The sequence below is a fragment of the Pediococcus claussenii ATCC BAA-344 genome (assembly GCF_000237995.1).
Taxonomy (GTDB): Bacteria; Bacillota; Bacilli; order Lactobacillales; family Lactobacillaceae; genus Pediococcus; species Pediococcus claussenii.
In genome coordinates, this window is record NC_016605.1 from 717,452 (window position 1) to 732,284 (window position 14,833).

At 36.2% G+C, this 14,833-nt stretch carries 11 protein-coding genes; all 11 read left to right on the forward strand.

Annotated elements, in window-relative coordinates; translation table 11 throughout:
• Nucleotides 1-35: 35 nt before the first annotated feature.
• The 11 genes from yfmF (at nt 36) to ruvA (ending at nt 14,833) form a co-directional block, all read left to right on the forward strand.
• Entirely contained in the window at nt 36-1,301 is a 1,266-nt protein-coding gene (yfmF, locus tag PECL_RS03365) for an EF-P 5-aminopentanol modification-associated protein YfmF (RefSeq protein ID WP_014215192.1), read from the forward strand.
• Nucleotides 1,294-2,565: an EF-P 5-aminopentanol modification-associated protein YfmH gene (gene yfmH / locus PECL_RS03370; protein WP_014215193.1), complete on the forward strand. Its 1,272-nt coding sequence runs from the start codon at nt 1,294-1,296 to the stop codon at nt 2,563-2,565. Before yfmF ends, yfmH begins: the two co-directional genes overlap by 8 nt.
• Before the next feature lie 8 nt (nt 2,566-2,573).
• Nucleotides 2,574-3,296 (forward strand): elongation factor P 5-aminopentanone reductase, encoded by a 723-nt coding sequence (gene ymfI, locus PECL_RS03375; RefSeq protein ID WP_014215194.1) that lies wholly within the window; start codon nt 2,574-2,576, stop codon nt 3,294-3,296.
• Between the two features lie 149 nt (nt 3,297-3,445).
• Nucleotides 3,446-4,297 (forward strand): helix-turn-helix domain-containing protein, encoded by an 852-nt coding sequence (locus PECL_RS03380; RefSeq protein ID WP_014215195.1) that lies wholly within the window; start codon nt 3,446-3,448, stop codon nt 4,295-4,297.
• Nucleotides 4,298-4,308: 11 nt separating this feature from the next.
• Nucleotides 4,309-4,890 (forward strand): CDP-diacylglycerol--glycerol-3-phosphate 3-phosphatidyltransferase, encoded by a 582-nt coding sequence (gene pgsA, locus PECL_RS03385; RefSeq protein WP_014215196.1) that lies wholly within the window; start codon nt 4,309-4,311, stop codon nt 4,888-4,890.
• 192 nt (nt 4,891-5,082) lie between these two features.
• On the forward strand, nt 5,083-6,321 hold the full coding sequence (locus PECL_RS03390; RefSeq protein ID WP_014215197.1) for a competence/damage-inducible protein A: 1,239 nt from the start codon (nt 5,083-5,085) through the stop codon (nt 6,319-6,321).
• An 85-nt stretch (nt 6,322-6,406) separates the two neighbouring features.
• Nucleotides 6,407-7,459, forward strand: a complete 1,053-nt coding sequence (gene recA / locus PECL_RS03395) for a recombinase RecA (protein WP_014215198.1) — start codon at nt 6,407-6,409, stop codon at nt 7,457-7,459.
• Between the two features lie 228 nt (nt 7,460-7,687).
• Nucleotides 7,688-9,253, forward strand: a complete 1,566-nt coding sequence (gene rny, locus PECL_RS03400; protein WP_324608737.1) for a ribonuclease Y — start codon at nt 7,688-7,690, stop codon at nt 9,251-9,253.
• Nucleotides 9,254-9,665: 412 nt separating this feature from the next.
• Nucleotides 9,666-12,278: a DNA mismatch repair protein MutS gene (gene mutS / locus PECL_RS03405; RefSeq protein WP_014215200.1), complete on the forward strand. Its 2,613-nt coding sequence runs from the start codon at nt 9,666-9,668 to the stop codon at nt 12,276-12,278.
• Between the two features lie 10 nt (nt 12,279-12,288).
• Nucleotides 12,289-14,196 carry a DNA mismatch repair endonuclease MutL gene (gene mutL / locus PECL_RS03410; RefSeq protein ID WP_014215201.1) on the forward strand — a complete coding sequence of 636 codons (1,908 nt, stop codon included), beginning with the start codon at nt 12,289-12,291 and terminating at the stop codon, nt 14,194-14,196.
• Nucleotides 14,197-14,248: 52 nt separating this feature from the next.
• On the forward strand, nt 14,249-14,833 hold the full coding sequence (gene ruvA, locus PECL_RS03415) for a Holliday junction branch migration protein RuvA (RefSeq protein WP_014215202.1): 585 nt from the start codon (nt 14,249-14,251) through the stop codon (nt 14,831-14,833).

Genomic DNA, 14,833 nt, shown 5'->3' on the forward strand with positions numbered 1-14,833 from the left:
GATAAAGCCTGTACTTAAATCAGGAGGGGTTACCCGTGAAAAAAGAAATTACAAATGGGGTTTGGCTGGATGTAATGCCAACTAGCCAGTTCAAAACTATCCGTGTTGAGGTTCATTTTTTAACAAAATCTAATGCTAGGTTGATGGCTAAAAGAGCATTGATTAGTAATATTTTAGAAACTAGTTCAAAGAAATATCCTGATCAGGTTAAGGTTACGCACCAATTATCAGAGATGTTTGGAGCCGGTTTTGGAGCCGGAATATCAAAAAGAGGGCGCTTACATGATTTATCTTTTTCAATCATTACTGCTAATTCAACTTATTTAGACACACAAGATGATCTGTTTAAACAAGGAATTGATTTTTTGAGGGAAATTATTTTTAATCCGTTGGTGACAAATAATCGTTTTGATGAATCGGTTTTTGAGACTCAAAAAGATAATTTATTAAACTATATTGATTCGGCTACTGATGATAAACAGTATTACGCGATGGAGCGATTGCGTGAATTGAACTTTGGTACAGATGCAATACAAGCGATACCGAGCTATGGTAGGAGAAAGGAGCTCGAGAAAGTTAATAACCAAGATTTGTTTGCCTATTACCAGCAACTTCTTCAGGAAGATTTTATGCAGATTAGTGTAAGTGGCGACATAGATGCTGAACGAGTTTTAAACGCATTTCAGGGCTGGGATTTAACAAAACGGAACTTTGAAATCCCTGAATTGACAGCACAGTTTGATAAGAACTCAGTGGTTGCTGTTAAAACTGAAAAACAAATGTTAAATCAATCGAAACTGAATCTTGCTTTTGATTTTCCGGTATATCTTAGAGATAAGAATTATTTTTCAGCAATTATTTTCAATGCCTTGTTTGGTGGAACCCCACAATCAAAATTATTTCTAAATGTTCGTGAAAAAGCTAGTTTAGCCTATTATGCAAGTTCAACATTGGATTTACTTAACGGGATGCTAATGGTACAAACCGGAATTGATTCTGTAAATAAAGAAGAAGTATTAAAAATTGTTAACGAGCAAGTTTCTGAAATGAAGCTGAAAAAACCATCTGAAAAGGAATTAAATGAGGCAAAACTAGGGCTAGTTTCTGACTATTTGTCCAGCCTAGATAGCCAAAGGACGGCTCACCGCAGATCGTTAACAAATCAGATTATGGGAAATGTTTTATCAGATCAGGAATGGATAGAGGGAATTCAAGGAGTAAAAGATTCTGATGTGCAACGAATGGCAGAACTTATGAATTTAAGAGCGGTTTACTTTTTAAGTGGGGAAAATAATGTTTAATAAAAAATATACTGATTTTAGTGAAGAGCTGTTTACCGAAACTTTAAGTAATGGATTGACTGTTAACTTATTACCCAAAAAAGGATTTCATAAAACATATGCGATTTTTACGACCAATTTTGGTTCAATGGATAACCAAATGTTAATTAATGGTAATGTGGAAGAGGTTCCGGCTGGAACAGCACATTTTTTAGAGCATAAGCTTTTTGAGAAAAAAGATTATGATGCATTTGAACTTTTTAGTTCAAATGGAGCAGATTCAAATGCTTTTACTAGCTACAGTCGGACTAGTTATCTTTTTTCAGCTACCAGTAACTTAAGAGATAATTTGAATAGTTTACTAGATTTTGTGCAAATTCCGTACTTTTCAGAAAAATCAGTAAAAAAAGAACAAGGAATTATTGGACAAGAAATTGAGATGTACAACGATGATCCTGATTGGCAATTATATATGGGGATTTTGCGCAACTTATTTCCTGAGCAAGCATTAAGCACGGATATTGCTGGAACTGTTTCTAGCATTTCTGAAATCACTCCTGAAATTCTATACAAAATCCATAGTCAATTTTACCATCCAAGCAACATGAACTTATTTATGGCAGGAAACTTTAATCCAAATGAGGCAATGGGGTGGATTAAAAATAATCAAGAGCAAAAAAGTTTTTCAAATTTTCCTGATATTAAAAGGACGGAAAATATAAATAAGGCACCAATTGATAGTGGTGAAATAGTATTAGAAGTGGCACGGCCAAAGATCATGCTTGGAATCAAAAATATTCGATTAATTCCATTCGACAAAAAAGAAAAATTAAGATTCTTGATTGCGTTGGATTTAGCGTTTTATTTGTTGCTCAGTTCGTCTTCTCAAACATATTTAAAGCTGTACGATCAACGTATTTTGGACGATAGTTTTGGGTATGAAGTTAACAGTGAACGGGAATTTGTATTCGTAACAATTGGTGGAGATACGGAAAATCCGGAACGATTTGAAGATGCTATGCGAGTTGCTCTCAGTAAACCTGATTGGAGTTTGTTAACGTCTGATTTTGAACTTGCTAAGAGAGAAATGATTGGACGCTCAATTTCTAAGATGAATTCATTAGAGGCTATTGCAAATAGCTTTGAAGGGAAAGAGTATGGGAATTCAACTATTTTTGATGAAGCAAAGATTTATCAAAATATTAAAATTGACGAAGTTCAAAAAGCATTTAACTGGTTAATGGATGGAAATAAAATTAGTTCTTTCAGAATTAAGCGAAAGTAGGAGTATATATGCAATTTGCTTTAGTTTGTGGTGCAAGTGGAGATATTGGAGGTGCAATTGCAAATGATTTAGCAAATCAGGGATGGTCACTTTATTTACAATATAACCAAAATACCGAACGAATAAATGAAATGTTAGTTAAACTGGCAAATAATTTTCCAAAACAAGAATTTATTCCGGTTAAGTGTGATTTTACGAAGCAGAAAAGTGTAAAAAATTTAGTAGCACAGATCTTTTCATTGGATGCAATTATTTTTGCACAGGGTACATCGAAATATAAGTTGTTTAGTGAATTTAATGAAAATGAGATTGAAAGCATGTGGTTAGAACATGTTCGTACCCCAATTATGTTGGTTCAAAGTCTTGTGAGCAAGTTTTCTTCTAAGACGGGAAGAATTGTATTTGTTGGTTCGGTTTATGGAGCTGTTGGAAGTGCAATGGAAGTCCCATATAGCATGTTGAAAGGTGCTCAAAGTGCTTTTGTAAACGCTTATGCGAAGGAAGTTGCTTCACTTAATATTACAGTGAACTGCGTGGCTCCAGGGGCCGTTAATACTAAAATGAATAAAGATTTTACGGTTGAAGAACAAGTTAACGTAGAAAACGAAATTCCAATGGGAAGATTTGCAAAACCGGCAGAAATAAGCAGTGTTGTTCTTAACTTGCTTGACGCAAGAAGCAGTTATATTACAGGGCAAACTATTTACGTAGATGGTGGTTGGCTAAAATAAATATAAATTGATAAAATTCTGAGACAGTCTGATCCCAATATGAGTAACAAAATTAATTGATAAGATTAGTGCATTTAAAACTTGTCTTGCACTTTGATTTATTAAAAAAATGCTATAATTATAGTTGTCAATTATGGGGAAAGGGATTCATGATGAGTTCAAAAAAATATAAAAATATTGGTCAAAGATTGAGAACTGCCCGTCAACAAAAAGGGTGGACGATTAACGATGTCCATTTAAAATTGCAAATTTCAGCAAGATATTTAATGGCTTTAGAAGCGGGTGCAGAAGAAGATTTACCTGGTGATTACTACACACAATCGATTATCAAACAATATGCTGATTTGTTGGGAATTAGTTCAGAACAAATCACGAAAATGAGTGTACCAAAAAGCGTTGAGAATTGGCGCGAGGAACACCGAGAAGTCGATTCCAGATCGGAGCGAGATGCCAATAAACGTCCATCAGTTATAAAGGGATTGATACACCAGTTTCCCAAACTAATGGCAACAGTTCTAACAGCAATAATACTTTTGCTGGCGTGGGGTGCGGTGAATGGTGCTTCCGGTCATCAAAGCCCGGTTTACGCATATAAAGATGCAACCGTAATTGATCACACTAAAAAGGTTAAAAAGAGTTTTGTGAATGGCAAGCAGGAAAAAGAGCTTACCCCAACACAAAAAGTTACAATGGTAAAAGGTACCGATCCTGATCAAATAACAATTAAAACGGGATCATTGAAGAAGATTGATTTAAAGCTTACAGTTGGAAGTGCTCAATCTTGGATTATGTTAAATCAAGAGTCGGGTACGCCGGAAACGTTGTATCAGGGTACAGTTGCAGCTGGTGATAAACAGAATTTTGTTTTATCTAAAGGTCAAAGTTATGGTTTGCAGATTGGTAACAATAAGAGTGTACGTGGTGAATTTACTAACCAAATTAAAATTCCAAGTGAGCCTTCAGTGGCCTCAATTCGAAATATTAAAATCAAAGTTAAGTAGGAGAGGTAATTATGAATTTACCAAATAAATTAACGGTTTTTAGAATTATTTTGATCCCAATATTTATTATTTTAGCTTGTATGCCAGAAGTTGGAGGTAGTGTTAACATATTGGGTACGTCCATCGCGATAACAAAGATTTGGAGTGCTGTAGTTTTTGCAGTGGCATCCCTTACTGATTTCTTAGATGGTCAAATTGCACGCCGTCAGCATTTAGTAACTAATTTTGGTAAGTTCGCTGATCCAATAGCTGATAAAATGCTAACTATGTCGGCGTTTGTCATTTTGGTTGAGATGAATATGGCACCATCATGGGTTGTTGCTATTATTGTGTGTCGTGAACTTGCAATAAGCGGGTTGCGCTTGATTATTGTTGAAAACGATGGACAAGTATTAGCTGCTGAAATGCCAGGAAAAATTAAAACTTTTTCTCAAATGTTTGCTATCATTTTCTTACTGTTAAACAATATTTTTGCGAATTTCCTTCATTTTGGAATTGGAACAATTCTCCTATATGTGTGCTTGTTCTTTACGGTATATTCAGGAGTCGATTATTTCGTTAAAAATCGCGCTATTTTTTCAGATTCATTTTAAGTTTAAAGTTGGTTGAGGGATAGATATAAAGTTAGAATAATTGATGAAAAGGAATGTCAATTGTTTGTAAACTTCATATTTGTCTCTTTTTTATTTAAAAAATTTGTTAATAATTATCGGTGTTATCATTACTTTGTGGATATAAAAATATTTTGTAGAATTACTGCATATTTATTTTGGGAGGGGAAAGGAATGAAGGCAGAATTAATCAGTGTTGGTACAGAAATCTTACTTGGAGAAATTACGGATACTAATGCAACTTATTTGAGTAAGAGTTTTGCGGACTTAGGAATTGAGGTTATGCATCGACAAACAGTAGGCGACAATATTGAAAGAATTGACGATGCGCTCAAACTTGCAACTGGAAGAAGCAATTTGGTGGTTTTAATTGGTGGATTAGGACCTACTGAGGATGATGTGACTAAACCGGCACTAGCTCAATTTTTAAATAAAGATTTAGTACAGGATAAAGATGCGTTAAATAAAATTAACAAGCGTTTTGAAATGATGGGAAGAAGTGTCACACCTAATAACTTACGGCAGGCTTGGATTTTAGATAATGCGGAGCGGCTAACAAATTATAATGGATTAGCAGTTGGAATGTTTGAATCAGGGAACGTAAATTATGTTGTACTTCCAGGTCCACCGAGCGAATTTAGAATGATGGTAGATAGATCGTTAATACCTGTCTTGAAAAAGCATTTCAATTTGCAAAATAATTTAGTATCAAAGACGTTGCATTTCGTTGGAATAAGTGAGTCTTTGCTAGCAGAAAAACTAGATGATATTATTCGGTATCAAACAAACCCAACACTCGCATTGTATTTCAAAGATACGGATGTTACGGTTCGTATTACAGCGGAAGATGATAATCGTATTAATGCCGAAAAAATGGTTAAAGATATGGAGAATACAGTTTTAAAAAGAGTTGGACAGTTTTATTATTCTGACGAAGAAATCATTGATTTGCATACTTTTGTGGCACAACAACTAATCAAGCGTAATATTTCAATTACTGCTGCAGAGAGCTTGACAGGTGGACTATTTGAAAGCACAATTTGTTCTGTTTCAGGGGTATCGGCAATTTTTAATGGTGGTTTTGTAACTTATTCTAACCAAAGTAAGCATGATTTAGTGGACGTGAGTTCAGATTTAATACAAAACAATGGCGTTGTTAGTAAAGAGGTTGCTGAGGCAATGGCTAGTGGTGCTAGAAGGAAGATGAACACTAAACTTAGCTTAAGTTTTACCGGGGTTGCTGGTCCAGGTGAACTTGAAGGACATAAAGCTGGTAATTTTTGGATAGGATTGGCGCTTGATTCTGGAGAAATTTATTCTGAGGAATTTAATGTTGATGGGGATAGAGAAAAAGTAAGACAGGCGGCCGTAAATAAGGCCTTTGAGATGATTTTAAAATTTGTTTTAAAATAAGCGAACTTTTGTTCGGCTTTTTTAGAAAAATGTGCTATTATGTAGTTAAGTTATTTTACTAAGCGAGACTAGTGGAGGTCACAGAGTGGCAGACGAACGAAAAACGGCATTAGATAATGCTTTAAAAAAAATTGAAAAGAATTTTGGTAAGGGGTCAATCATGCGAATGGGTGATGCGGTTGATACTAAAATATCAACAATTCCTAGTGGATCATTGGCACTTGATGAGGCTCTAGGAGTTGGCGGATTTCCCAAGGGTAGAATTGTTGAAATTTATGGCCCTGAAAGTTCAGGTAAAACGACAGTAGCACTACATGCTGTTGCTGAGGTACAAAAACGTGGCGGTACGGCTGCTTATATTGATGCCGAAAACGCAATGGATCCTGTATATGCCCAAAATTTGGGAGTTAATATTGATGAACTATTACTTTCACAGCCGGATACAGGAGAAGAAGGTCTTGAAATTGCTGATGCCCTTGTTTCTAGTGGGGCAATTGACCTAGTGGTTATAGATTCAGTTGCAGCGTTAGTACCGCGTGCTGAAATTGACGGAGAGATGGGTGACGCACACGTTGGATTACAGGCGCGTTTGATGTCTCAAGCACTTCGTAAACTATCTGGTTCAATCAATAAAACAAAGACAATTGCTTTATTTATTAATCAGATTCGTGAAAAAGTTGGTGTAATGTTTGGAAACCCAGAAGTAACTCCAGGTGGACGAGCATTGAAGTTCTACGCAACGATTCGATTAGAAGTAAGACGAGCTGAACAATTGAAGGATGGTTCAGATGTGATTGGAAATCGAGTACGTATTAAGGTGGTCAAGAATAAGGTCGCACCGCCATTCCGAAAAGCTGAAGTTGACATCATGTATGGGCACGGTATTTCTCAAACTGGTGAATTAATTGATATGGCTGCTGAAAAAGAGATAGTTAAAAAAAGTGGTTCTTGGTATTCATATGGGGATGACCGAATTGGACAAGGGCGTGAGAACGCTAAGCAGTATTTGGTTGATCATCCGGATGTTAAAGAAGAATTGTTTGCCAAGGTACGTGAAGCATATGGTATTGCTGAAGAGGGCGAAGAAACCACTAAAACAAAAAAAGAAGACGATCCAAGTAAACTTGAATTAAATTAATTTCTATAGATTAGAGCAGTAACTATTGTAGTCTGCTCTTTTATTTTGGTTAAAAACAATTAGTTTAACATTGTATATAATAAGAATGTTATGTGAAACACCTTATATAAAGTATACTTTGATATTATATGAACTGATTGACACTAGCGTCTTTAAACATTAAAATGATAGTAAGTGTAAAAATCAAAATAACATCAAAATGTAGTTTGAATTTGGTGATTCGGAGGGATGAGAATGACAATTTTCAGTATAATCCTTGCGATCATCGCTATTATAATCGGGTATGTTGCGGGATATGTTTTTCACAAGAATATTGTGGAAAAACAGGTTGATGATGCTAATCAATCTGCATCCTCGATTATTGAAAATGCTAGAAAACAGGCTGAAACGGATCGGCGTGAAGCTTTGATCGAAGCAAAAGACGAGAGTCATAAGTATCGTTCTGACGTGGAGAAAGAATTGAAGAAGCGAAGATCTGAAGTTCAAAAGCAAGAAGATCGATTGCTACAACGTGAAGAAGCGTTGGATCACAAAGATAGTGCAATTGATAAACGTGAGAGTAGTTTGGAGAAAAAGGAACAACGCTTTAACTCTGAACAAAAGCGATTGGACGATCAGCAGCAAAGGGCAACGGCACTCGTTAACGAACGACAACAGGAACTTGAAAGGGTTTCAAACCTTTCAAGAGATGAAGCGAAGGATCTAATTTTAACGGAAACAAGGGATAGTTTAAGCGATGAACGAGCGTTAATTATTCGTGAGGGAATCGCTGAGGCGGAAAGCCAGGTTAAGGAAAGCTCTAAGAAGATGCTAGCACTAGCAATTCAAAGAGGTGCCTCTGACATGGCTACTGATACAACTGTGACAGTTGTTAGTTTACCTAATGACGATATGAAGGGACGAATTATTGGTCGTGAAGGGCGCAATATTCGAAACTTTGAAAACACTACAGGTGTTGATTTAATTATTGATGATACGCCTGAAGCAGTTATCCTCAGTAGTTTTGATCCAATTAGAAGAGAGATTGCAGATATTGCGTTGAAAAAGTTGATTCAGGATGGTCGTATTCATCCAGCTCGAATTGAGGAAATGGTTGAAAAGGCTCGCAAGGAGCTTGATGATACTATTCGTCAGACGGGTGAGCAGACTATTTTTGACTTAGGCATCCATTCTATGAATCCGGAACTCGTTAAAATGGTTGGACGATTGAAATATCGGACAGCTTATGGTCAAAACGTTTTAAATCATTCTGTTGAAGTTGCTAATTTGGCTGGAATTCTAGCAGCTGAATTGGGCGAAGATGTTGCTGTAGCGAAACGCGCAGGGTTATTACACGATATTGGAAAGGCCGCAGAACATGAAACTGATGAGTCGCATGTTCAGATCGGTATTGATATAGCAAAGAAATTTAAAGAAAGTTCAACGGTTATTGATTCAATCGCTTCACACACTGGAGATCAAGATCCTAAGTACATTATTTCTGTCTTGGTAAATACTGCTAATTCTATTTCAGCAGCACGGCCCGGTGCTAGAAGTACAACGCTACAAAGTTATATTCATCGGTTGGAGAAACTTGAAAATATTGCAAATGAGTTTGAAGGTGTTAAGAAGAGTTATGCCATTCAAGCTGGGCGAGAAGTTCGAGTAATTGTTCGACCAAATAAGATCAACGATTTAAAGGCTGTTACTTTGACACATAATATTCGGAAAGCAGTTGAAAAGCAGCTCGAATATGCTGGAAAAGTTAAAGTCACAGTTGTTCGAGAAGTTCGAGCAGTTGATTTTGCTAAGTGAGAAAGCAGAGCGGGACATAAGTTTAGAAGTGATAAGCATTAAGGATAAAACCCGGATGATGATAATTTTATTCATTATCCGGGTTTTATCCTTAAGTGGAAGCACTCAACTTATTTCCCGCGTTTTGCTATTCAGTTTAGAGATGGAATTTAGATTGTAGTTATCTCCCTAACTTTTTTCTTTTAAAACATATTTTAGAATAAGGTTGGGCGAGGGCTTACGATGCCATTTAGAATTAAGGACAATGATTACGAACTGAAAATTGTTTATTCTTAGTTTTTAAAGTTTAGTTTAGTGAAATTCTGGCGTCCTCTTCTAATATTTTTATTTTTAAATGTTAAAATAATAAAGTGTTTAAAATAGATTTACGTATATATTAATAATAACAACATAAATGAAAGAGAATTCGAGTATGCCACAAAAAACAAGCGATACACCAATGATGAAACAGTATTTTGAAATAAAAAAACAATATCCAGATGCATTTCTGTTTTACAGGATTGGTGATTTTTATGAACTGTTTTACGATGATGCAGTAAAAGGGTCACAGATTTTAGAACTTACGCTAACGGCTCGTTCTAAAAATGCTGATGATCCTATTCCAATGTGCGGAGTCCCTTTTCATGCTGCACAGAATTATATAGATATTTTGGTTGAACAGGGTTATAAGGTCGCAATTTGTGAGCAGATGGAAGACCCACGTACTGCCAAGGGAATGGTCAAGAGAGAAGTAATTCAATTGGTGACCCCTGGAACTACTACGGATCAAAAAGCAACTGATTCAAAAAATAATAACTATTTAACGGTTTTGCATGCAAATGAAGACAACAGTAAGTATGGTTTTGGTTATGTTGATTTAGCAACTGGTGAATTGAAAGTTGCTTTGTTGAGTGATCTTGAAAGCATTATTAATGAAAGTGTTGGAGTTCAAACTAAAGAAATTGTAATCGATGATCGCATTCCTGAAAACTTTATTGAACGCTTTAAAGAACTTAATATTTTGGTTTCGAAGCAAAGCAAAGTCGATGTATCTGCCGAACTTAGTTATCTTTCGCAGGATCTAGGACCACAACTTGAAAAAGAGACGATCGAACAGCTTCTAATGTACGTGCAAGATACTCAAAAACGTAGTTTATCACATTTGCAAAAGGCGATTGCTTATGAACCTTCATTCTTCTTGAGAATGGATCAAGCATCAAAATATAATTTAGAATTAACCACTTTAATTCGTACCGGGAAAAAACAAGGAACGCTTCTGTGGTTATTAGATGCTACTAAAACTGCGATGGGCGGAAGGCTTTTGAAACAATGGCTGGATCGTCCTTTAATTCAGAAGAAAGCGATAATTGAGAGACAGAACCAAGTTGAGATTCTTGTTAATCATTTTTTTGAAAGAAGTAGCCTTCAAGATGAATTGGTTAAAGTATATGATTTAGAGAGACTTGCCGGCCGTGTTGCGTTTGGTAATGTTAATGGTCGCGATTTGATTCAGTTAAAAACTTCGTTACTTCAGGTTCCCAAAATCCAACACGTCCTTGAAGAATTAGCTGAACCTGCGTTTGATGCAATGCTTGAACATTTGGACCCTGTTGAAGATATTGCAGATTTAATTAATAATTCAATTAGCGAAGATGCACCGATTTCAGTTACGGATGGAAATTTAATTAAAGATGGATATAACAAGACACTAGACCAGTACCGTGATGCAATGAGTAACGGACGAAAGTGGATTGCAGATATGCAGGCAACTGAACGTGAAAGAACGGGAATTAAGAATCTAAAAATTGGATTTAATAAGGTTTTTGGTTATTATATTGAGATTACCAGATCAAATCTCGATTCCGTACCAGAAGGTCGATACGAGCGCAAACAGACCCTTACCAATGCGGAACGATTTATCACACCTGAACTTAAAGAAAAGGAACGAATTATTCTTGAGGCGGAACAAAAGTCAACTGATTTAGAATATGATTTATTCAGTGCAATTCGGGAAGAAATCAAAAAATCAATTGATCGTTTACAGGAGTTAGCAAAAGTAATTTCACGGTTAGATGTTTTGCAAAGCTTTGCCGTCATTAGTGAGCAATACGATTTTGTAAAACCGACTATTACAGATCAACATGATATTTATATTAAAAATGGACGCCATCCAGTTGTTGAAAAAGTAATGGGTCATCAGAGCTACGTTCCTAATGATATTAATATGGGAAAAGATACGGAAATTTTGCTTATTACTGGGCCAAACATGTCTGGTAAAAGTACTTACATGCGTCAACTAGCATTAACTGTTATCATGGCCCAAATGGGATGTTTTGTTGCGGCAGAATCAGCGACAATCCCAATTTTTGACCAAATTTTTACGCGGATTGGCGCTGCGGACGATTTAATTTCGGGTCAGAGTACATTTATGGTAGAGATGCAGGAAGCTAATCGTGCTCTACAAAATGGAACTCAAAATAGTTTAGTGTTGTTTGATGAAATTGGTCGGGGAACTGCCACCTACGATGGAATGGCACTAGCACAATCGATTATTGAATATATTCATCAAAATGTACATGCTAAAACACTATTTTCAACGCATTACCATGAATTAACTGACTTAGATCAAACTTTAGATCGTCTGAAAAATGTACATGTTGGCGCAGTAGAACAGAATGGTAATTTAGTATTCTTGCATAAGATGGAGGATGGCCCTGCAGATAAGTCATACGGTATTCATGTCGCAAAATTAGCGGGGATGCCAAATAACCTACTAAAGAGAGCTAATGTGATTTTGCAGGATTTAGAGTCAACCAATGATACGGAGCTAAATGTTGAAAAAGAAGTTGAAAAACCAGCAATCATAGACGATGAAGAACAAGAGGGGGATGAGATTGACGAGCAACTAGCGTTATTTGACACTTCGATTGTTCCCGAAAAGGATAGGGAAGTTGTTTCGCAGATTAAAAAGACTAACTTAATGGATTTAACTCCAATGGATGTAATGAATTTAATGTATAAGTGGCAGAAAAAGTTACTAAAGTAAGGTGATTTAAGTGGAAAAGATTCACGAATTAAATGCAATTCTATCAGACCAAATTGCTGCCGGAGAAGTAGTAGAACGGCCAGCCTCTGTTGTTAAAGAACTAGTCGAAAATGCAATTGATGCAGGAAGCACTAAAATTGATATTTTATTGGAAGAGGCTGGTTTGAAATCAATTCGGATTATTGATGACGGATCGGGAATTGAGCCAGATGATGTTGAAACAGCTTTTAAAAGGCACGCTACAAGTAAAATTTCCTCAAGAGAAGATCTTTTTAAGGTTGCTACTCTGGGCTTTCGGGGCGAGGCGCTTCCAAGCATTGCTTCAATTGCGGATGTCACTATGATAACTTCAAACGGAAGTGACGTTGGAAGTGAGATTCATTTTCGAGGCGGTGACTTGATTGCAAAGGAAAATGCTGAGGTACGTGCCGGAACAGATATAGTTGTTACAGATCTGTTTTTTAATACGCCAGCGCGGTTGAAATATCTCAAGACACCACAGACGGAACTTGCAAAGATTACTGATATTGTAAATCGTCTCAGTTTAAGTTTTCCGAATATACGATTTAGCTTGCAGCATGATGGTAAAGAACTATTGAGAACATCTGGACGCGGTGATTTATTACAGGTTATTTCCAATATATATGGCGTTTCAAATGCACGGAAAATGGTTAAAATTAGCAATTCAAACGTTGATTTTCAGATTGATGGATTTGTGAGTCTTCCCGAATATACGCGGGCAAATCGTAACTATATTTCAATTTTGATTAATGGTAGGTATGTACGTGATTTTCAAATTAGTAAGGCAATCGTTGAGGGATATGGATCTAAACTAATGGTCGGACGATATCCAGTAGCTGTTCTAAACATTAAGATGGACCCTATTTTGGTAGATGTTAATGTCCATCCAACTAAACAAGAAGTACGAGTCAGTGAGATTCAATCGCTAAATAATTTGATTTCAGAAACGGTCTTTGAGGAGCTTTCAGGGAAGAACTTAATTCCTGATGCTGTAAAAAATCTAACCTCTGACCGTTCTCCAGTTCCACATGTGGAACAAATAAAGCTTGACGATACAGCCCAAATTCAATCAAATCTGGTTACAGACAGGGATTCAACTCAAAGTAAAACCGAGGAAAAGAAATCTACGCCGATTATTATTAGTAATCGAGCGGATTTAGGTAGTTCAATGATTTCGGAATTTCGTGCTAAATATAAAAATGGTAACAGACTTGATCCCATGAAACAGAGTTCTGATGTAGATACTCCCTCAAATAAATTCGAAAAAGAAGTAGATAAAGAACGACGTTTTCCACGTTTGAGCTATGTTGGTCAGATGCATGGTACTTATTTATTTGCGGAGTCAGATGATGGTCTATATATAGTTGACCAACACGCAGCACAAGAACGAATTAATTATGAGTATTACCGAGTTGCCGTTGGTGAAGTTAGTGACGATCAACAGGATATGTTAGTTCCCATTTATCTCGAGTATCCAACTACTGATTTCATTAAAATAAAGCAAAGACAGAGTGTTCTGGAATCGTGTGGGTTATTTTTAGAAGAATTCGGACGTAATACCTTTATTGTTAGGCATCATCCAGTATGGTTTAAGGCTGGTCAAGAAGAGGATACGGTTCGCGAAATGGTGGATTATGTTTTAAATGACCCAGGTATGACGGTTGCAAAGTTTCGTGAAGCAAGCGCCATCATGATGAGTTGTAAAAGAGCGATCAAAGCAAATCATAATTTGGATGATAAGCAAGCTAAGCAGTTGCTAAAGGACTTAGCAGTAGCAGAAAATCCATTTAATTGTCCACACGGCAGGCCAACTTTGGTGCATTTTTCAACAACTGATATGGAGCGAATGTTTAAACGTATTCAAGACTCGCACCAAACCGGAATGATGGAAGAATAATGTTATGTGATACAATGAATACGAACAAATGTTTTGATGGGAGCTTTAATAAATGTATGATTTTTTAGAAGGAACGGTTGAAGAAGTTTTCCCAGCATATGTGGTATTGAATGTTGCAGGTGTTGGGTATCTAATTTACGTTGCCAATCCGTATAAGTTTCAAGTTAACTCTGAACAACGGATTTTTGTATATCAATCGGTTAGTGAATCAGATATTAGTCTATTTGGCTTCAGTAAACGCGATGATAAAGAACTATTTTTAAATTTAATAAAAGTTAAGGGTATTGGGCCAAAAAGTGCTCTTGCTATTTTAGCTAACGAAGATCATACGGGGTTAATCAGTGCTATTAATAATGATGATGTTAACTATTTAAAGAAATTTCCAAAGATTGGACCCAAGGCAGCACAACAAATCATTTTAGATTTAAAAGGTAAGATTGCGACGTCTAATGCAGACATTGAGTTGTCGTTAAGCGGTATTAATATGGAATTAGATGATGCGGCAGAGGCTTTATTGGCTCTTGGCTATTCTAACAAAGATGTAAAAAATACCATTAAAAAATTGGATAGCGACACTAAGCTGAGTACAACTGATCAATATATAAGTGCCGGATTAAAATTATTAATGAACAGTTAG

Coding starts and splice junctions, on each gene's coding strand:
- yfmH (WP_014215193.1), top strand. CDS start 1,294: ATGTTTAATAAAAAATATACTGATTTTAGTGAAGAGCTGTTTACCGAA.
- ymfI (WP_014215194.1), top strand. CDS start 2,574: ATGCAATTTGCTTTAGTTTGTGGTGCAAGTGGAGATATTGGAGGTGCA.
- PECL_RS03380 (WP_014215195.1), top strand. CDS start 3,446: ATGATGAGTTCAAAAAAATATAAAAATATTGGTCAAAGATTGAGAACT.
- pgsA (WP_014215196.1), top strand. CDS start 4,309: ATGAATTTACCAAATAAATTAACGGTTTTTAGAATTATTTTGATCCCA.
- PECL_RS03390 (WP_014215197.1), top strand. CDS start 5,083: ATGAAGGCAGAATTAATCAGTGTTGGTACAGAAATCTTACTTGGAGAA.
- rny (WP_324608737.1), top strand. CDS start 7,688: ATGAGAATGACAATTTTCAGTATAATCCTTGCGATCATCGCTATTATA.
- mutS (WP_014215200.1), top strand. CDS start 9,666: ATGCCACAAAAAACAAGCGATACACCAATGATGAAACAGTATTTTGAA.
- ruvA (WP_014215202.1), top strand. CDS start 14,249: ATGTATGATTTTTTAGAAGGAACGGTTGAAGAAGTTTTCCCAGCATAT.